At 52.2% G+C, this 18,286-nt stretch carries 18 protein-coding genes; 6 read left to right on the plus strand and 12 right to left on the minus strand.

Going from position 1 to position 18,286, the window contains the following annotated elements; genetic code table 11:
* Positions 1-287 precede the first annotated feature (287 nt).
* The 7 genes from Pr1d_RS02725 to Pr1d_RS02755 form a co-directional block, all read right to left on the minus strand.
* Complete coding sequence (locus tag Pr1d_RS02725) at positions 288-593, minus strand: HPr family phosphocarrier protein (RefSeq protein ID WP_148072089.1); 306 nt, start codon at positions 591-593, stop codon at positions 288-290.
* Positions 594-652: 59 nt separating this feature from the next.
* Positions 653-1,126 carry a PTS sugar transporter subunit IIA gene (locus tag Pr1d_RS02730; protein ID WP_148072090.1) on the minus strand — a complete coding sequence of 158 codons (474 nt, stop codon included), beginning with the start codon at positions 1,124-1,126 and terminating at the stop codon, positions 653-655.
* 61 nt (positions 1,127-1,187) lie between these two features.
* Positions 1,188-1,559: a ribosome hibernation-promoting factor, HPF/YfiA family gene (hpf, locus tag Pr1d_RS02735; RefSeq protein WP_148072091.1), complete on the minus strand. Its 372-nt coding sequence runs from the start codon at positions 1,557-1,559 to the stop codon at positions 1,188-1,190.
* A 314-nt stretch (positions 1,560-1,873) separates the two neighbouring features.
* Positions 1,874-4,312 carry a hypothetical protein gene (locus tag Pr1d_RS02740; protein ID WP_148072092.1) on the minus strand — a complete coding sequence of 813 codons (2,439 nt, stop codon included), beginning with the start codon at positions 4,310-4,312 and terminating at the stop codon, positions 1,874-1,876.
* Between the two features lie 116 nt (positions 4,313-4,428).
* Positions 4,429-4,773 carry a hypothetical protein gene (locus Pr1d_RS02745; protein ID WP_148072093.1) on the minus strand — a complete coding sequence of 115 codons (345 nt, stop codon included), beginning with the start codon at positions 4,771-4,773 and terminating at the stop codon, positions 4,429-4,431.
* A gap of 196 nt (positions 4,774-4,969) precedes the next feature.
* Positions 4,970-5,329, minus strand: a complete 360-nt coding sequence (locus Pr1d_RS02750) for a hypothetical protein (protein WP_148072094.1) — start codon at positions 5,327-5,329, stop codon at positions 4,970-4,972.
* A 35-nt stretch (positions 5,330-5,364) separates the two neighbouring features.
* Positions 5,365-5,637, minus strand: coding sequence for a hypothetical protein (locus Pr1d_RS02755; RefSeq protein ID WP_148072095.1), 273 nt, complete (start codon positions 5,635-5,637; stop codon positions 5,365-5,367).
* A 365-nt stretch (positions 5,638-6,002) separates the two neighbouring features.
* Between Pr1d_RS02755 and Pr1d_RS02760 the strand changes: the two genes are divergently transcribed.
* Together Pr1d_RS02760 and Pr1d_RS02765 are read left to right on the plus strand one after the other, a co-directional pair.
* Positions 6,003-6,524 (plus strand): TPR end-of-group domain-containing protein, encoded by a 522-nt coding sequence (locus Pr1d_RS02760; protein WP_148072096.1) that lies wholly within the window; start codon positions 6,003-6,005, stop codon positions 6,522-6,524.
* 244 nt (positions 6,525-6,768) lie between these two features.
* Positions 6,769-7,386, plus strand: coding sequence for a Uma2 family endonuclease (locus tag Pr1d_RS02765; protein WP_168205024.1), 618 nt, complete (start codon positions 6,769-6,771; stop codon positions 7,384-7,386).
* Positions 7,387-7,472: 86 nt separating this feature from the next.
* Here the strand turns inward: Pr1d_RS02765 and hemE are convergent, their stop codons facing one another.
* On the minus strand, positions 7,473-9,404 hold the full coding sequence (gene hemE, locus Pr1d_RS02770; RefSeq protein ID WP_390622081.1) for a uroporphyrinogen decarboxylase: 1,932 nt from the start codon (positions 9,402-9,404) through the stop codon (positions 7,473-7,475).
* Between the two features lie 910 nt (positions 9,405-10,314).
* Here hemE and folK point away from each other — a divergent pair.
* The 3 genes from folK (at position 10,315) to Pr1d_RS02785 (ending at position 12,445) form a co-directional block, all read left to right on the plus strand.
* Complete coding sequence (gene folK, locus Pr1d_RS02775; protein WP_148072099.1) at positions 10,315-11,214, plus strand: 2-amino-4-hydroxy-6-hydroxymethyldihydropteridine diphosphokinase; 900 nt, start codon at positions 10,315-10,317, stop codon at positions 11,212-11,214.
* 20 nt (positions 11,215-11,234) lie between these two features.
* Complete coding sequence (gene panC / locus Pr1d_RS02780) at positions 11,235-12,101, plus strand: pantoate--beta-alanine ligase (protein WP_148072100.1); 867 nt, start codon at positions 11,235-11,237, stop codon at positions 12,099-12,101.
* 140 nt (positions 12,102-12,241) lie between these two features.
* Positions 12,242-12,445: a dodecin family protein gene (locus Pr1d_RS02785; RefSeq protein ID WP_148072101.1), complete on the plus strand. Its 204-nt coding sequence runs from the start codon at positions 12,242-12,244 to the stop codon at positions 12,443-12,445.
* A 97-nt stretch (positions 12,446-12,542) separates the two neighbouring features.
* Here Pr1d_RS02785 and Pr1d_RS02790 read toward each other — a convergent pair whose 3' ends face one another.
* Entirely contained in the window at positions 12,543-13,526 is a 984-nt protein-coding gene (locus Pr1d_RS02790; protein WP_148072102.1) for an alpha-L-glutamate ligase-like protein, read from the minus strand.
* Positions 13,527-13,720: 194 nt separating this feature from the next.
* On the minus strand, positions 13,721-15,286 hold the full coding sequence (locus Pr1d_RS02795) for a 7TM domain-containing protein (protein ID WP_148072103.1): 1,566 nt from the start codon (positions 15,284-15,286) through the stop codon (positions 13,721-13,723).
* A 275-nt stretch (positions 15,287-15,561) separates the two neighbouring features.
* Between Pr1d_RS02795 and Pr1d_RS02800 the strand changes: the two genes are divergently transcribed.
* Positions 15,562-16,548: a putative ATP-dependent zinc protease gene (locus tag Pr1d_RS02800; RefSeq protein WP_148072104.1), complete on the plus strand. Its 987-nt coding sequence runs from the start codon at positions 15,562-15,564 to the stop codon at positions 16,546-16,548.
* 183 nt (positions 16,549-16,731) lie between these two features.
* On the opposite strand, the gene Pr1d_RS02805 is transcribed toward Pr1d_RS02800, so the two are convergent.
* Positions 16,732-17,160 (minus strand): hypothetical protein, encoded by a 429-nt coding sequence (locus Pr1d_RS02805; protein ID WP_148072105.1) that lies wholly within the window; start codon positions 17,158-17,160, stop codon positions 16,732-16,734.
* An 890-nt stretch (positions 17,161-18,050) separates the two neighbouring features.
* Positions 18,051-18,248, minus strand: a complete 198-nt coding sequence (locus Pr1d_RS02810) for a cold-shock protein (RefSeq protein WP_148072106.1) — start codon at positions 18,246-18,248, stop codon at positions 18,051-18,053.
* Positions 18,249-18,286: the final 38 nt, after the last annotated feature.

Raw genomic sequence — 18,286 nt, forward strand, 5'->3', positions numbered from 1 at the left:
GAATACCGTTAGGGACTCACTCCTCGACAATGTTACCTACCAACGGAAAGTAATCGCATTGTCGAATCTGTCACGCAGGGCTCCGCATCATGTGGGTGCCCTGCTCGTTGTCATGCACCAGCATCACACGCGAGTTCGTAGCACTCAAAACGCAGTAACCTACAATCATCTTGTTCGCTCCGGAGCCAGTCGCGGGACGGGACTCCCTTGTTTTTCAAACCAGGTCCATCGGGATGCCAATTTGTTGGGAAATGGTTCTATTTTAGTTTCCCAGCAAAGAGCAGTTTCTACCCCGATTTCTCCTGACTCATTGTTTCGTTGGACTCGAACTCGCTCTCGACCAGTCGAACGAGTGCGTCCAGTGCTTCTTCAGCATCGGGCCCCTTGGCCTCAATAATTAGTTCAGTTCCCTGATCTGCCCCCAGGGTCAACATGTGCAAGATGCTCTTTGCATCCACACGTTGGTTATCGCGCACCAGATCGATGATCGACTCGAACTGGAGAGCCAGCCGAGCCATCAGTTGAGCAGGTCGCGCATGCAAACCTTGCTCATTTGTGATCACCACTATTCGTCGCACGATTTGTTCGTTCATCACGTTCACAGTCTGATTTCAGACAACGTCGCGACCAACGGTCGCGGCTTTATGGGAAATCATACAAATTGGTTGTTGTCAGCTTCTTCCAAGAGTTGCCATACGTCGTCGGAGGCTTTGCTTTGCTTTAGAAGCCGACAAAATGATTCATCCCGCAATTGGCGGGAAATGTTTTCCAAGGCCCTGAGGTGGTCTCCCGGACGGTCCGGAGGAGAGACGAGCATAAACAGCAGGTGAACTTTCTCGCCGTCAAGGCTATCGAAATCGACACCACTCTCGCTGACCGCAACGGTTCCCACGAGCTCTTTCACACTGGGATGTTTAGTATGAGGCACCGCTACTCCTCGACCGATCCCCGTGCTGCCTAGTTCTTCGCGTTTCAGAATCGCTTCTACAATGCTCTCGTGTTGGTCTTCTTCAATTTTTCCAGCTTTGAGCAGTGCATCGGCCATTGATCGAATGACTTGCTCCTTGTTGTCAACATCGAGATTCGTTTGAATCGCGTCGCGGCTTACAAAATCAACAAACTTCATAATTTGAACTATCCTCTATACAAAAATATTATTTAAAGTTGTGGAAACATCATCCAAACCACTATTCTTCAACTAGTTCATCAACTTCTTCTTCACTTGGATGGACTCCTACGTCCAGATGGCGTGAATTCGAGTTGCGATGACGCTCCTGGACTCGCTCTTTATATTTTCTCAACTGCTGTTCGATTTTTTGGACAGCACCATCAAAGGCACCTTGTAAGCTCTCCGAAGTGGCGTGCGCCACAAAATCATGCTTGTGCTCAGCCGAAACGTGAATGTCTACCTCAGGGGCTTGCTCGTTCTTCAGGTCGACGGTCACCTCGATCGCCATGATCCGCTCGAATATCCGGGAAAGCTTCTCTGCCTTGGCCTTGAGTTTCTCTTGACTGGCCTCTCCCAGGTGGCCATGACGCATTGAAATACTTACCTGCACCGGTGCAACTCCTTGCTATATGTTCTAATTCAAAGGTCGAGAGGCCACATTCGATCGCCACTTATGTCAGGGCATCTCGATGCGGGCCAAAGGGCGCACAATCGCCAGCCATGTCAGCTTCTGCCCAGAACCCCATTCTAGCGAGAAATATCCCCGGCGACAAACCGGCTGTTTCGGCCATTTGACTGTCATTTGGGGGGAACCTGTAGATAGCGTAAAAGAAAGAAATCGCCGTACCATCTATCTTGACGGCCCTGGCAAGACACGCTTTCCAGGGCAACGACTGAGATTCAGAAGTTCTGTCGAGCAGCTAGCTACCGTGAAGGCAGAAACTCATTGTCTTCTACGAGCTTGCTAATCTTGGACACCGCAATCTTGCGGCTTCGTTGCAGGCCATCCGGTCGATAGTCCTTGAGATTCTTGGTTCCCTTTATTTCGTCCAGGTTATAAATGGCCAGGACTCGATAGTCGAGGTTAGGGTCTTCAAGCCAACGGATCAGTTGAATGATCGCGCCTTGTTTGACCTCTTCTCGAGTGGTTCCGATCTCTTCAGGGCTGAAGCCACGGACCATACGCATCAAATTTTCGCCGTCCTCCCGACCTCGCAGACGAATGAAGGTCTCGTGCAGTTGCTCAGCAACATGCGGACTTCGCGCCAGAGCCTGCCGCATGGCGTCGATGTGCGAGCGCCATGCAATACGTTGATCGCTGTCGCTAAGCGAATTGACAAAGGGTGCAAACTCGCCCACGAAGAGACTTGCTTCGGCGGATAGCGTCTTTACCTCGCGAGGTGCATTCTTCTCTTCGTTGAGTTCCTGGAGACGTAGGTCCACCGGACGCCCGATTACCAATTCCTCAGCAAAGCGATCCCGCGCCCGTCGTTCAAGATCAGTCATCGGTTCGCGGTCGATCCAACGCGGCAGGTCAAGAATGGGTGTAGGAGATTCATCCACATCGTTGACCGTCTTCCAGGTAGCTGGGGCACGAATAGTCTCGGTTGCGCCAGTCGAATCGGTCCATTCCACGCTGCCGCTGGTCAAATACCAATCTGCTTCAACCGGAGCGATGTCTACTTCGTAGTTGCTCCCGGGGACGAACACCCGATGGACATCCACGGCCAAACTCGCAGAACTATCCAGATGAAACTCTCGTAGATCATCGCCAACTTTCAGCGAGATATCGCTCCCCTTCAACCCCGCATTGACGAGCAGCTTGCCGTAACTCATTTCCAGCATCAAACGCTGATCGTCGCCCTTAGGGTTGAAGTCTTGTTCAGGAACAGTGACTTGCGTGCCGCCGGAGAGATAGGCATTGATATTTCCCAAGACGACGTGCGTGCGAAACTTTGGCAAGGATAAGAAGGTGGTATCCCCCGTGATCGCGGTGCGTGGCGGCAAGCGAATCCAGCCATCGTCAGCAGGGGCATACGCGAGCAAGACATCGTTGTTTCCGACGTAGGTGCCAATCTGCACTGGCCCGGTTGGTTCTGGAGGTACGGAGTCTTCCTCGCTGGCACCGGCTTCCTCTCCGCCTGGCAAGGGACCCAAGCCAAGGGGGTCGTCAAGTGTTCCAGTTCCAACGGCCATTTCTCCCTCGTCAAGATCTGTCAGCGAGTTTAAATCAGACTCCGTGCCGGGAGTTATCGGAGTCGAGTCGATTCCGATTGAACCTGACTCAATCTCATCAGGAATCAGCGGATTCGATTTGGTGGTGGCGAGCGAGTTCTCTTCTTGTATGGGCTTGGGAGATTCGGTTTCAGTTGCAGGACTCAGCCCATCCTCCACCGATGTTGGCCCAGAAGTGGAGGCTTCAAACGAGGGGGCATCACCGGCCTCCTCAGGGGAAACATAATCTCCGTATCGACCATCGCCAGATGCAGGGGTTTCGGCAGTAGTGTCGGAGTCAGGTGTTGCCGCATGAGGGGGAGCTTCGGCAACAGGTGCCGGAGTTGAGACCGAGTCTCCCACGGAAATGTCCAGATCCATATGCTCTGGATCTACTGCGGAAGCCACACTTTCGGGTACCTTTGTATCTCGCATCGATTCCGAAATCACAAAAGCAGTCAAACCGCCCAAAATGGCGAGCACTACGGCGGTTGCCATCATGTGACGCCGCCGCTTACCCTTGGCTGCTACGCGCAGATAATCTGGCAAGATATCGTCGTCGACATCATCGGTTTGCACAATCGAAGAGGGGACGACGACCGGAGCGGCTTGATCGGTTTCCACAAGTTCGACTTGCTCTGGCACGACCGGCGCGGCCACGGTAATCGGTTCCATTTGAGCCACCGGCGCATGGGATGGCTCGATACGCAGCTTTTGACCGGTTCCCATTCGCTCAGGTAATTCATACATCCGGCGTCGCTGGGAGGGATCGATCTCAGCCGGCTCGCCCAGAACCATGGTCAAAATATGATGACAAGAAGTTACCTCTGCCAGATGCATGTCGGCAGTGGTGCCCGTGTCTAAGCAGCACCGCTCGAATTCGGCTACGCGCTCAGGAGGGAGGGTGTTGTCCAGGTACTCCGCCACCGCATTTGCGTCAGCAGCCGGGTCGCCATCCAACACGTCGTCGGATTCATCGGCCAGCACCTCGGGGGCTCCCAGCCGCAATCGCCGCACGGTATCCCGCGATCGATGAATCAGCTCCGCCGCGAAATCACTGGCTTCGATCTTTTTCCCCAAATCTTCGTGATCAGCCGGCTCCAGGATATCGTCCATGTAAGCCAGCATGGTGCGGAGGGTAAGTCGCATGGGAACCTCTGTTTTTGATATGAGCGCGAAGAATTGCGGAAATTCCGCTTCCACAGATAATAGTGGCGCAGAGGAGGCCATTTCGTGCAAGAAAAGCTGAAATTCGCGAAAAAAAGCTATCCGGGTACTGAATTCCGCCGGATTGCGCTCCCCGGAAAGGCCAACAGCACAAATACCGAGGCCCCCAATTCAAACCCCGCGACCAGAAAAGGATGCAGCGAGGGAAGCGACGGGCTCATCTCAGTGATGACAGAGGCCGGTTCCCAGCCATCCACAGTGCGGACCCACTTCGGCAAGGTGGCCCGCTCGGCATGCGCGTGTTCCAGATGGCTTGCCGCATAGCTGAGCGTTGCCACGGCACAGATGGTAAACAACATTCGCAGCACGATTTGGGTGTCTCCGACCGTTCCAGAAAAGAATCGAGGGAGGCACGCCGGTGCCAGACCCTGCGAAAGAGACATTCGCAAGGCGTGTTCCGCGAGAGTGGAAAACAGGAAAAGTGCCTAGTTCCTCGGCGTTTGTGAGAAAAAGTGCTACATCAGCACGGGGGAGTGTTGCAGAAAGTCAACAGGCGTGTTGCGGTGGGGCAACGTGCAGGAGCGGCTTCGTTGTCCGTAGTATCCCGTTGCGGAAGCAAGGGGACAAAGATCGGTTGTGTCATCCATACAGCCACAGCCAAACCATGCACGAAACAAAGTATGGAGACGCGAAAAGCCCTACAAGCAAGATTAGCGTGAGCGCCCCTCGCCATCCACGCGACCAGAAGCAATACCAAGGTATAGCGAAGGGAAGCGAGAGATAGCAGATAAAACCGAAATCATAACATGGAATGCCAGTTCGGCGTCGTGCATCAGCAACAATCCAGAGTGCCAACAATAGCCCCCAATCAAACGTTACGATAACTTCGAACTCAGGAGACGGAATACTTCCAGCAATAAGATACGTAATCAGCAACACTGCCAGTGAAATAGAAAACAGAACCAGCGGCGTGAGGGGATGAAAGATGAGCTGACGCATGGAATGACTCCGTACCAAGTGCGTGCATTCCCAATTCAAGAACTTGTCATCGGAGCCAGACAATCAGGCTCCACTGTTATCTCGCGCACCTGCCAACCCTCCCCCTGAACCTCAGCCACAGCGCTACGGAGAGCATCATCTCTACGGAGAGCATCATCTAACGAATCGGCTTCACGATCAAAATGAATCAGCGTTTTCCCTCCGCTTCCAGCGACGGATGCATCATCGCACTTACCATAGAATGCGTTGATTGCGTCATTGTCATTGACAAACGGGTCGATTTTAAAGGTGAACCCAAATATCCTCATCGAGATTCTATCATCGCAGAGTTCTTAAGACTTTTCCGTCTATGGATTACTCCATTATTGCAGAGTTGACTTGAGTTGACTTGAGTTGACCAGCAAATCTCTGTCATTTTGAAAATGTCAGAAGACTCTCGACCAACATTTGCCGCAGCAAAGGGCGTTCCAATAAAGCTCTCCCCGCACCTCTTTCCCCCTCCAACTAATCGTCATCGTTACCCCACTCAAAAATTCGCGCCTTACCCACGATGTATCTTCGAGTTACGTTCCAATTTGAAAAATTTATTTTGCGTCGCGCAGTTTTGAGAGTAAAATCAATTAGCTTCTCATTTTTCTAATCAATTACTTTTTGGCCCGAGTCATAACTCCCCATGACTACCTATTTGCTTCGAGAACGTTTGCTGCGCACCCGCCGAGAGGCGGAAGGTTACCTGGAACTAGGTATGCCTGAGCACGCACTCCATTCGCTCCAACGCCGCGGCAAGGTTGTTCATGCCGATGCCCGTGGTTGCTACTTGCTCGGTGAATCCTTGCGAGAGTTACGCCGCTATCGCGAAGCAATATTTCCTTTGAAGCGATCGTTGGAGCTGATCCCTGACGACATTCATGTGTGGATGGCACTTGGTTGGTGCTACAAACGAACCGGCGACGTAGCCCGAGCGATTGATGCATTAGAACAAGCCGTCGAAATCGAGCCTGGTGAAGCGATCCTGCACTACAACTTGGCCTGCTACTGGAGCTTGGTCCGCGATCGTCGCCAATCGCTACGTTGCCTGTCCCGTGCATTAAACATCGACGGCAACTTCCGCGACTTTATTGCCTCCGAATCTGATTTCGATCCGCTCCGCAATGATCCGCTGTTTAAGAATATTGCGGGAGTGGGGGAATTCTAGTTTCTACTACTGCAAGTTTGGCCACGCATCCAGAATTTCGAAGAAAGAAATTCGCCGAGGATAATCGCGGATCTAGCGGTGATGCGCAGGTCATTCAAATTGCCAATATCTTTTGAGATCTGCCCCTCATCCGCCCAACCAGCGTTCATCGCTGTGGCCTGATTGAAGTATATTCCGCTTTGACGCAACGAAGTCTTTTGCGATAATGGAGGAATACCGCCACACTCTTCACAAAGGGTTTCTCATGAGCGTTGCCGACATTCCTTCGCCTCCCACGCACATCGGTCCCGAATCCAACGGGATGATGATGACTTCGGACGAGTACGACTCGATTCGGGAATGGGATGAATCTTATCGTTACGAACTTGTTCACGGAGTGTTGATCGTGAGTCCTCCTGCCGACCCAGGCCAGCGAAGTCCAAACAATTATCTTGGATACATGATTGTCACCTATCAAGAAAATCATCCCAATGGTTCGGTCGTGGACGATACAATGGATGAACAAGAGATTCGAATCGGCGAGAATCGCCGCCGAGCGGATCGAGCGATTTGGCTGGGGCTGGGTCGCTCCGTGCATCCACTCAACGATGTCCCAGCGGTCGCCATTGAATTTGTCTCGCGTACCAGCCGGGACCGCCATCGAGACTACGTGGTCAAACGCGGTGAGTATGCTGAGGCGGGCGTCAAGGAGTATTGGGTGATCGACCGCTTCCGCCGCGTGATGACGGTGTTTCGCGGCATGGACGAAGAGATCGTCGTCAAGGAGGGGGGTGTCTACGAAACGCCGCTCATGCCAGGCTTCGAACTGGCACTGGATCGTCTGCTCTCCAAAGCGGACGAATACAAGTTGGAAGACGAGTAAGGAAGTTCCGTCTTTCCCCGCGCAGGCGGGAATGTTGGTCGGCAACGGTATGAAACTGGATTCCCGCCAGCGCGGGAATGACTTGTTCACTTACTCGTCGCTTCGTGAACAAAATCCACCAGATACCGCACATTGTCTACGGGCGTCTGTGGCATCACGCCGTGGCCCAGATTAAAGATGTGGCCCGGGCGATTTCCGGCGGCTTGCAGGACGTCTTCCGCACGAGAACGAATCGTATCGCGGTCGGCCATCAACACCAGCGGGTCAAGGTTGCCCTGTACGGCATGATCGTAGCCGACAGTCTGCCACGCCTCGGCCAGATCGATGCGCCAATCAACACCGATCACGTCCCCCCCCGCTTCGGCCATCAGGGGTAATAGCGCCGGATTACCCGTGGCGAAATGAATCAGTGGTGCGGCAGGAGCAAGTCCCTCGACGATGGATTGAATATGTGGCATCACAAACGTTCGATAATCTGCAGGTGACAAGCAACCAACCCAACTATCAAATAACTGCACCGCTTGCGCCCCGGCGGCGATCTGGGCGTTGAGATACAGCACGATCGACCGCGAGAGGCGCTGCATTAAATCATGCCAGGCCTCGCTCTCGCGGTACATGAGTGTCTTGGTATGCAGAAAACTGCGGCTGCCACCTCCTTCAATGGCGTAACTAGCCAACGTGAATGGTGCCCCCGCGAAACCGATCACGGGAATCTCCTCAGGCAAGTCGCGGCGGGTGTGGGCAACCGTTTCCATCACAAATCCCAGCGAATCGACATTTTCAAGTTCCACCACGCGATCAACGTCCGTGGCCTCACGGACCGGATTGTCGATCTTCGGACCATCGCCGGCGGTGAATTCGAGTTCCATCCCCATCGGTTCGAGGATCGGCAGCAGGTCAGAGAAAATGATCGCGGCATCCACTCCCAGTCGCTCTACTGCGGTACACATCACCTCGCTGCAGAGCGCTGGATTTTTGCACAATTCCAGAAAGCTCATCTTCGCACGAACCGCACGATACTCTTCCATGTAGCGTCCTGCCTGTCGCATCAACCAGATCGGCGTATGCGGCACGGGTTCGCGGCGGCAGGCTTTCATAAACGGACTATTGTACCAGGCCGGAGTTTTTCCCTCGGTAGCTGGAGGGGTTGATAAAGCAACGAGCTTGTCGAAGACGGTTCGCTTGCGCACGACGAGCGAACTGGCAACTGCCGCTAGTTCGCTAACAAGCTGTCCCATCTTGCCGTGGGATGGCTCGAAGTCCACTGCGATCGAAAGCTTGCGCAGCATTTCGCTGGTGGTCGGGCCGATCGAAGCAACCAGAGTGCGCCGCAAACCTTGATGAAGTTCGCTTGCGAGTTGTAGGTTCTCGGCAACTTTTACCAGATGGATTGCTTGCTGCGCTGAAGTAAACAAGCAGGCATCAACCTCTCCAGCAGCGATTCGACGAACGTTCTCTTCCAAAGGACCGAGATCCTCCGGGAGCGCCCATCGATAGACTTGCACTGGTACAACGCGCGCCCCGCGGGCTTCAAGTCCGGCGATCAAACTTACGTTTGGCACGCCATACTCTTGCACGGCGACGACCAAATTGGTGACTGGTAGATGGGCATCCAGGGTTGCTAGCACTTCTCGCCAGGTGTTGGGTTCGGGGACCTGAAGTGTCGGAGTGATGCCAAGTTCTCGTAACACTGCGAGCGGTTTTGGTCCACGTACAATCGTTTTGACGTCAGATAGCGCATCGAGAAATCGCTGCCGCTCGACATGCCGCTCGAGAGCATCAAGCATTTGCCGAATACCCACGCCGGTGAGAAACAAGACCGCATCGATTTGTCCCGTAATGAGATGGTTGGCAAAATCAACTACGGGCCTTTGCTCGTCCACCGCCACTTCCCGCAACGAGGGACTCACCAGGGGAATACCGTTTCTTTTCTTGATCAACTGCATCATTTCAGCGGCGCGACGGCTCTCCAGTGCAACAATATTCAACTGAGAAAAATCTTTGGGCGGGTCACTGATCATAATGGTGAGAACAATTTCTTTTGGAGAGTGGGCAAACAACAAAATGTGGGCGGCAACGTTTGGCGGTGTCCGTACAACCTCCAGATTATCGCATATTCCTCGGCATTATCACACGGATCAAAAAGACGGATTTTTATTACGGAAAAGTAGAGTACATCTCTTGTGGTATGAATGCAGAAGTTCTCTAGGGTGGGTAGAAAGTTTGCGACAAACCCCGAGAAAGTTCTTGCTGGCAGAAGCAAGAGCTTCAACTCTGTCAAGTACTTTGTAGTCAACTTGTGGTGGTGGATAAGCGCAGTCAAAAAATAAAAAAATTTGATGCGAATACGTTGCTTGACATTTTCGCGCAAGTTCGCAACATTAGTTTTCGGTTAAGAGATGTTTTGTTGGATTTAGGACATAGAGTTAAGTTTGCATTCAACTGAATAGACCGTGGGTTACCTTGTGGTCTGTTTGTCTTGTTAGTTTTGTTAGGAACTCAATCGCCCAAGTGATAAACGCGGCGCGTTTGGGGGGCAGTTTTCTTTAAGTGGTATGTATATGTGTGCCGGTGCGCGCAGTTTACTTGTTCCCCCGTCCGTACTGAACCAGGAACTTTGATCGGTTTCAATCGAACAGCGAGTTTGAAATATGTGTTGGTAAATCCGGGGGGCGACGACTGACTGGATCGACAGTCGACGAACGCAGTTCGTGATTCGGAGGTCCTCCCCGATTTTTTGTTTGCACGGACGCGAGATCAAGGGCCTGGGATGTTTTGTCCCAGGCCCTTGTTCTTTGGTAGCGGATATGCTCTTGTAGGCCGGAACGAGCGGTAGCGCTGTTCCGGCAGGAAGACTTGCTCGGCGTCGCTTGCCGGAACTGGGTACGGCTTGTTTCGGCCTACTTGATACTTTTCGAGTAAACTCTCATGCCTCGAAGTTTGCTGGCCCTGGGCGCCAATCTGGGAAACCGTGAGGAGACATTGCGAAATGCTCTCCGAGAAATCTCTGCCTTGCCGCAAACACGCTTGCTTGCGCGCAGCACCTGGCACGAAACTCCCGCTGTAGGTGGTCCAGCCGGTCAACAAGAGTTTCTCAATGGGGCAGTATTGGTTGATACGTGCTTGGAAGCAGAAATACTGGCCAGCCATTTGCAGCAGATTGAAACGCGACAGGGCCGAGAGCGCAAGATTCGTTGGGCCGCCCGCACACTTGATATTGATCTTTTGCTTTACGGAAGTGAAATCGTCGACACACCAGGGCTTAGCATTCCCCACCCGCGAATGACGTTTCGCCGCTTTGTCCTGGTCCCTGCAAATGAGATTGCCGGCCAGATGGTCGTGCCACTAGCAGGTTGGACCATCGCGGGGTTGCTCAATCACCTGAGCACTGCTGCTCGCTACGTGGTGATAACGTCTGACGACCCAGGGCTTGCCGACTGGTTGGCCAGCCACCTATGCCAACAGCTAAATGCTCTGCGTTTGGAAGATATCTTCGCGAAGACGCAAGCGGAGGATGACTCCCAGCACCTGTCCCTGGTAGAATGGCAGCGGCACAGTGAATTACGCATACGACTCCCGTCACAGAACAGCATCGAAGCAGAAAATATCGTCCCCGTGATCAGCAGCTTCCTACTCCAGCCGCAAATGCCACGATCACGATTTGACTTTGTGCAACCCGCCCTGACAATTGCGATAGCCCCCCCTGGGGGGGTGTCATGCAGCGAAGTTCCTAAGATTCACGGTCCGCTACTACGCTTGGATGCAGACGATCTTAAATGTGCGATTGCTGAGGCACGGGCTGCGATTAGCGCAGTTTGGCCAGACTAAACAAATTGGAGTCCGAATTGTTGGGCACAGAATCTACCAATGTCCGCGTCCTATCCACCATCGCCGAGGTCCGCAGCGTCGTAAAGGCTGCCCAGGCTGCCGGTGAGACAGTTGGTCTGGTGCCGACGATGGGTGCGCTGCATGAAGGCCATTTGCAACTTGTCGACGCGTCACAGTCCGAGTGCGACCAGACGCTGGTAAGTATTTTTGTGAATCCCACGCAGTTTGGTCCTGGTGAAGATGGAGATCGCTATCCTCGGACCTTGCAGCGCGACTGTGAATTGCTCGCTGAGCGTGGCAGTCCGTTGGTCTTCGCACCGACTGTCGCAGAGGTCTATCAACCGGGCAACGATACCTTTGTCGAAGTCGGAGCCGTTGCTAAACCCTATGAAGGAGAAATCCGTCCGGGACATTTTCGCGGCGTGGCCACCGTCGTCTTGAAACTGTTCAACATCATCCCCGCGAATTGTGCCTACTTTGGCCGCAAGGATTATCAACAGGCGCTGGTTGTCCAGCAGATGGTCAGGGATTTCAATATTCCAATTGAGATCGTCATCTGTCCCACGATACGTGAACCAGATGGTTTGGCCATGAGTTCCCGCAATGCGTATCTCTCTCCGTCAGAACGTAAGCAGGCAACCGCGATATACCGATCGTTGAAATTGGCAGAATCACTTTATCGTAACGGAGAGGCCGACGTAGACACGCTAACCAAGCAGATGCGAGGCTGTCTTGCCGATTCCAATATCACCAACGTAGACTACATTGCCTTCGTTGCTGCCGGTACAGTCCACCCGGTCGAAAGAATCACGGGGCCAACAGTGGTGGCCCTTGCGGCGCGAGTCGGTGCAACAAGATTAATCGACAATCACACGATAAACCCATAAAGTTGTTTTCGCCTGCCGAGCCTTCTATTCATGGCAGGTGATAGCAACTTGTCAGCACTTCGTTGAACCATTAAGGTGATCGATAGGTGCTGCGTCTCTATTCATTATGCTTTCCCTTTTTAACAATCTGGAGACTTGATATGAGTATTGCGAAGGTAGTTACCGTCGTTTCCCAATCGGAAAAGAGTTTTGACGATGCCGTCCAGGAAGGGTTGACCAGTGCGTCCAAGACCGTTCGCGGCATTAGTGGTATTAAAGTAGTCGATTGGACAGCAAAGGTTTCCAATGATAAGATCACCTCCTACAAGGTGACAATGGATATTGCCTTTGGCGTCGAAGAGTAGAAGCAGGCGCGAACGCAAGTCCCTGGATGCGAGCATGCCGGTAGGCTTAGGCAACCGGATGCGCCAAATATACCGAGAGCTTACGCAACCCTCTCGCCTAGATTCGCCAGAAGTCGCTGCTCTTGGTGGCGATTGATTCGATCACATCCCAGCGATTTTCACCCGTACGATCTGCCATGGGAATCGAATCGATATATTTAAGACGTGGCACGATACCTTCGCGATGGGCCAATTGGATTGCCAATCCCGGTCGTGCGTTGGCTTCCAATACCACGGGGCCCGTGTCAGCGTCGATTACAAAGTCGATCCCAACATAGCCCATCTCCAACGCGTCGCTCAGCTTCATCGCGCCTTCCAACACGTCCTTCCAATTGGGAAGTTCGATCCCCGCGATCGGAAAATTTGTGTCAGGGTGCATGCTGATGGCCCGATCGCGGCAGACGCCGCCATACGTACGGCCCGTATTGAGTTCGATTGCCGCGGCGATGGCCCCCTGATGCAAGTTTGCCCGTCCTCCGGACATTTTTGTCGGCAGGCGGATCATGGCCATCACAGGCACACCACGATAGAGAATCACACGAATGTCGGGAGTTCCCTCAACGGCAATGCTCTTGAGCAAGGGATGACTGACGATTCGCCGTTCCACGATTACGGAATCTGCCTGACCTCCTAGAGAGTAAAGCCCTGAGATAATTGTCGAGAGGTGATGCCGGAGGTCAGTCCATTCAATCAGACGTCCCGAAGAGGTAAAGAAATTGTTGCCCAGCCGACCCGCGACGACCACAATACCGCGGCCGGCTGCTCCGCTCGACGGTTTTACAACGAACTCGGTACGATCCTCCACCAGATCCAGGAACCGGTGGCACTCGCTGTGTTCTTTGATAATGAAATACGTTTCAGGAACCTGGATACCGTTGGCTTGGCAAATCTCTTTGGTAAGCAGTTTGTTGTCGACCCGCGGATAAAACGCTCGCGGATTGCTTTCCAGGATGATATCGAGATTGCGCTGGTTGATTCCGAGGATTCCCCGGCGCTTTAGCTCATCAGGCCAGGCCCAGAATCGATTCGAGTTGTTATCCATAGCGGTCGATCTTGTTAACGGTCTGAAGCTGCAAGAGCAAAATGAATTATGCTTTGAGTGGGTGAGTGTGTCCGAAAACTCACGTTTCTGTCGTTTCAAGTTCAATTATCAAGTTTGACGTGGCGAAGAATTTGAGCTAGATCCCTCGGAGGACCTCGGGATGACAAATCACCAACTCACCTACTCACCACCACCTATTTCACCATGTCACGGAAGCGCCAAAGTTCTACCAGCCGATAACCACTGTATCGACCGATCCAGATGAAGGCGGCGATCGTGAAGAAATGCAACTCAGGATAGATCAGTAACAGGGCTCCAATTTGTTTCCAACCCAGAATCAAGTAGCAGCAGGCAGCCACGACGGCGGTACCAACCACCAATTGCATGGCGAACGCCATACCATCTTCTTCAGTGGTCACAAAATAGCGCTCGATCAGAGTTGTGAGAATAACCAACGGCAGCAACACTGCTCGTACCCCGGAGATTGGATCAGCATAGTCGATCAGTGAAACTCCAAACACGATCAGCATGATAATCATCGTCAGTACAATACTGGAGCGAGGCACCATCAACAGATGCAGACGATCCAACATTATACGGCCGAAGTAACCCGCTGTGAGTACGGCGATCAAGATCACCAAACTCGTTGCCAATTCAGCATAGATGAAACTCATTGCCAGCAGCGCGGGGGCGAAAGTGCCTAACGTCCGCATGCCAATGAGATTGCGGAATATGGCCGTGATGAGCGCTCCCAAGGGAAGCAACAACATCAGCGACATAATTTCATGCATTTCAACCGGCAAACGTGTCAGGTCGAGTACTTGCGAAGGGCGGCGGACTTCTGCTTGCAGGACGTTGGCCGGAGGGGGCAATCGAAGAATCGTATATTTGGCCGATAAGTCTTTAATCCCTTCGCCACGAACAATCTCTTCGCCATCGTGTCGAATCGGCAGAAAATTGTAGGGCATCTGACGGGCATGGCCGTAGGTCGGGTCAAACGGAACCCAGTGATGGCCGTAAAACACTTCGGCCCACACATGCGGCTTAGCCGAATCAGATTGGCGAAGCTCAAATCCAGTGACAAGACGTGCGGGAATTCTATAGGCGCGGCACAGTGTGACCAAGGTGCGAACACGACCCAAAGGTGTGGCTTGATGATTGGCTAGGGCGTATCCGACAGCATCGAAACCATCTGCGCTGCTCCCCGGCTTAAAACTCTGAGAACAAAAATCAAAAAGCTGCTGGACCAATTCACTATCGGTCAATTCGCCACGGGGAATCTGTTGCATGACCTCCCGCACATTGGCACCTGCGGTGTCGATCGTAGCATCGCTGCGCAAGAAACGGGATCTGGCAGTTGATGATAGGCCGGAGACTTGATGCTGTTCGTCCCAGGCATTTCGCGGTTTGAGTCGGATCTCGAATTCGGCACCCACTTGATAGTTTCCGGTAAGTTGAGTGGTTAGAATCAACTCACGATTCTTGTTCAAGGGGGAGGTATAATCCTCGGCATCGAGATTGATGTGAGATTTTTCCTCCACTTCGATGATCGCTGCTGAGGAGTCTTGGTCCGGCAAGCCAACCCGCACCTCCGCCTCGGGGCTATCGACTTCGAACTTAATGTCGTAGGAGAGCCTCCACAAACTGTCTTGAAGCCCCTCCTGGACCTCGTGCCTGGCCTGATAGCGTAGACTGAACGCCACGATCCCGAGGAGGATAAAGATGGCGGCCCAAATTTGACTCAAAACACGAGCACTCACGATGCTAAACCTTTAACCTGCCAGAGGTTGGATGTACTTTTTGAAAATGCTGGCGCAGCGACTGCGCGTGGCCAATCATAGTATTATAGTTCACTTGCTACGCGAGTTTGCCCCGTTTGTGCGGCTCAAAAGACATATTTTTGCGGTTCCTGAGGGTTGTTCCGGCGGTTCCCTTTCCGAGGGTTACCTGTAAGAATAAGGGGCTCGCAATGCTCTGAGCAGTGCGAAAGCAGTATCTCAACCTGAGCTAACTCACCCTGCGGAGACTATCGTCTGTGAGATCGAATTCAGCATCCATTTGCCTCATGCAGTGCCTACCGCTTCAACGGTTCGGCCTGATGGTGCTTGCCTTGTTGCTTGCCAATGGAGTGGTGTTGCTTGATATGCGGCACGCCGTGTGTGCCACAGAGGAGGAGTCAACTTCTGAGGAGTCGCAATCTTCAACCGAAGAAACAGAGCCCTCAGCCGAAGCATCAGAGCCCTCAGCCAAAGAAGCAGAGCCAGCAGCAAAAGAGACCAAGAGCGACGAACCAGAGAGCGAACCCGAAGAGCCGCCCGAGAAGAAAGCTTCCAGCAAGAAGGCCAGTCAGAAATCAGAGGAGGCCGAGCCTGATTCGGACAAGGAGTCCGACAAGGAAGCCGAAACTTCGGATGAGAAGGCTTCAGACGAAGAGAAGAAGAAGCAAGAAGTTGAAAACGAGAAAGCAAAGGCCGAAGAAGCAGCAGGTGCAGAAGTCGAAGTAGTCGACGATTCGGAAGAAGAGGAGCCCGAGGAAACTATCGAAGAGGAACCTCCCGTTGTTGAAGAAACCGAAAAGGAAACCCCCAAAGTGGACAAGCGTGTGATTGGCGCCACCGCCACGATCATGGAAAAGAAGAGCGAACTGCTCTTTCGGGCAAGAGTTGACTCAGGTGCCAAATCGTGTTCGTTGCATATCGAAGATATGAAGATCGAGAATGAGTCCGACAACATGGCCGACAACATCGGCAAAGTCGTGCGATTCAACATCAAGAATGGCAACAAAGAATCTCATTGGCTCGAAGCCAAGATCGCCGGCTATGTGATTATCAAAACCTCCAACGCTTCCGATGATCGCAAGCGACGCTACAAAGTGCCACTCACGTTTCGTTACAAAGACTTTGAAAAGACCGTACTAGTCACCCTTAACAACCGCCAGCACATGGAGTTTCCGCTCCTCTTGGGCCGCAATTTTCTCAAAGGGGATTTTGTGGTTGACGTGGAAGTCGAGAACAATGATTGAGCAATTATTGAAGGTTATTGCCAATTAGCTTCTGCGTCTCAATTCGACGTGTGGTAGATGCACTCCTATTCTCGCAGTGTTTCCTATGACCGCCGACGGCTGCAGTCGTGGCAACCGTTGAGAATTGATAGTCCTTAGGCATCTCAACGGTAAGTATTTTGAACCAAAAACATTATGCTAAAGTCACTCGGCTTTGGAGCATTGATCGTATACGAAAACGCTGAGCCAACCGATCACTGCAGATGCAGCAATAAATATTATAAGCATCAACGTTGAATCTACATTCCCAATTATTGGTTCTTGATAGGAAGCGTCTTCTCTCAAGAATATCGTCAGGGCTCTTGCAGCAGTTGAGGTCCAGCGTAAAGCAGCTCCATAGACAAAAACGTTTTTCATTGACATCAGCAGCATTGCACCACAGAATCCTGCCCAATAGGCACGTCGCCTCCCGCTGTAACTTCCTGCTGCAGCTCCCGACATTACGATGATAGCTGTCCAGATGAATACTTGGATATCATCCGAACCGGTGTAGGCGGTCAACGTTGAACACCACAATGCTACCAATGTAGTTATGGCCAGGAGAGCCTTGATTCCAAACTGTGGTAATTTCATTGAGCTGACACTTAGAAATGGGTCAGAACGAGTTCTTAGATACTAGTTTCGACCCCGCTTCAATCCAGAGGGTTATTAGGTGAGTGGACAGGCCAATAGTCGCTGTACAAATTCTGACGACCCACTCAAGATTTCTATCCCTGTTGGCCTGTTGAAGTTGTCTAAGTCTACCTTGACCCGAAACGGGTACTCGATTCATATGGTTCGGCCGTTTTTCAAGTCTACTATGTTGGATTCAATGATATTCTGTGACTGAGGTGGGTCTAGATGTATATAACAAGCCTTACACGAGTCGTCATGAGTATAGCGGGAAAAAGTAGATTCGGAGATCACACTTCCGATGTCAGATTTCCCTGCGACAGCCTAGCAGCCTCTAGCTCTGATACAAATTCGGAAAAATAGTCAGCCAAACGCACGCTGTGCCTCCAAGTAACTAAGTCTAGTTGCTAGCTATTCGCTTAGGAGGTTCTGAAGCAAGTATATCCTTGTCCAACATAGACGCAAACAGAGGGAATTGTGGTACGACGTCTGCGCAAACCGAAGATCCAAATTTGCTTCGAATCCGTCGTACGACTCATAGATTGAATTACTGCTATCCAACTCATTGTGAGATAATAGGGCCACGAATACTACTTAGCGTCAAATCTTGTCCGATTGATCGGCTCATGCCTCTTCGGGTTGAGAAATCCAAGTTCTCTTCGACACTCAACACTCCACCCTCAACCCTAATACTCTCCCCTGCCAGCCATCCGGTGCCAAGAGGCCGCTTGAAAAGTGTCGTCGCTTATGGGGCCCTTCCGAGTCACGGCATCTCTAGAAACACAGAGAGCCGACGATTTCTTCGTCGGCTCTCTGGACTTCTGATTGGTTCCACTAAAGTTGTGGCAACTTTAGGCAACGGACACGTGTTCTGCACACGGACCTTTAGGACCTTTACCTTCGGTAAAGCTAACTTTTTGTCCTTCGCGGAGTTCGTCGAAACTCGTTCCTTCGACACTGTTCGAATGAAAGAACAAGTCCTTGCCGCTTCCGACGTCAATAAAACCGAAACCTCTGTCCGTCAATCGTTTGATAGTACCTTCAGCCATGGATTTGAATCCCAAAAAAATGATGCTCTTCGTCTTGC

This window comes from Bythopirellula goksoeyrii (assembly GCF_008065115.1).
In the GTDB taxonomy this organism is placed as follows: domain Bacteria; phylum Planctomycetota; class Planctomycetia; order Pirellulales; family Lacipirellulaceae; genus Bythopirellula; species Bythopirellula goksoeyrii.

Coding starts and splice junctions, on each gene's coding strand:
- Pr1d_RS02755 (WP_148072095.1), bottom strand. CDS start 5,637: ATGAGGATATTTGGGTTCACCTTTAAAATCGACCCGTTTGTCAATGAC.
- Pr1d_RS02765 (WP_168205024.1), top strand. CDS start 6,769: ATGAGCGTTGCCGACATTCCTTCGCCTCCCACGCACATCGGTCCCGAA.
- Pr1d_RS02740 (WP_148072092.1), bottom strand. CDS start 4,312: ATGCGACTTACCCTCCGCACCATGCTGGCTTACATGGACGATATCCTG.
- Pr1d_RS02730 (WP_148072090.1), bottom strand. CDS start 1,126: ATGAAGTTTGTTGATTTTGTAAGCCGCGACGCGATTCAAACGAATCTC.
- folK (WP_148072099.1), top strand. CDS start 10,315: ATGCCTCGAAGTTTGCTGGCCCTGGGCGCCAATCTGGGAAACCGTGAG.
- Pr1d_RS02750 (WP_148072094.1), bottom strand. CDS start 5,329: ATGCGTCAGCTCATCTTTCATCCCCTCACGCCGCTGGTTCTGTTTTCT.
- Pr1d_RS02785 (WP_148072101.1), top strand. CDS start 12,242: ATGAGTATTGCGAAGGTAGTTACCGTCGTTTCCCAATCGGAAAAGAGT.
- Pr1d_RS02760 (WP_148072096.1), top strand. CDS start 6,003: ATGACTACCTATTTGCTTCGAGAACGTTTGCTGCGCACCCGCCGAGAG.
- Pr1d_RS02810 (WP_148072106.1), bottom strand. CDS start 18,248: ATGGCTGAAGGTACTATCAAACGATTGACGGACAGAGGTTTCGGTTTT.
- Pr1d_RS02745 (WP_148072093.1), bottom strand. CDS start 4,773: ATGTCTCTTTCGCAGGGTCTGGCACCGGCGTGCCTCCCTCGATTCTTT.
- Pr1d_RS02790 (WP_148072102.1), bottom strand. CDS start 13,526: ATGGATAACAACTCGAATCGATTCTGGGCCTGGCCTGATGAGCTAAAG.
- Pr1d_RS02805 (WP_148072105.1), bottom strand. CDS start 17,160: ATGAAATTACCACAGTTTGGAATCAAGGCTCTCCTGGCCATAACTACA.
- Pr1d_RS02725 (WP_148072089.1), bottom strand. CDS start 593: ATGAACGAACAAATCGTGCGACGAATAGTGGTGATCACAAATGAGCAA.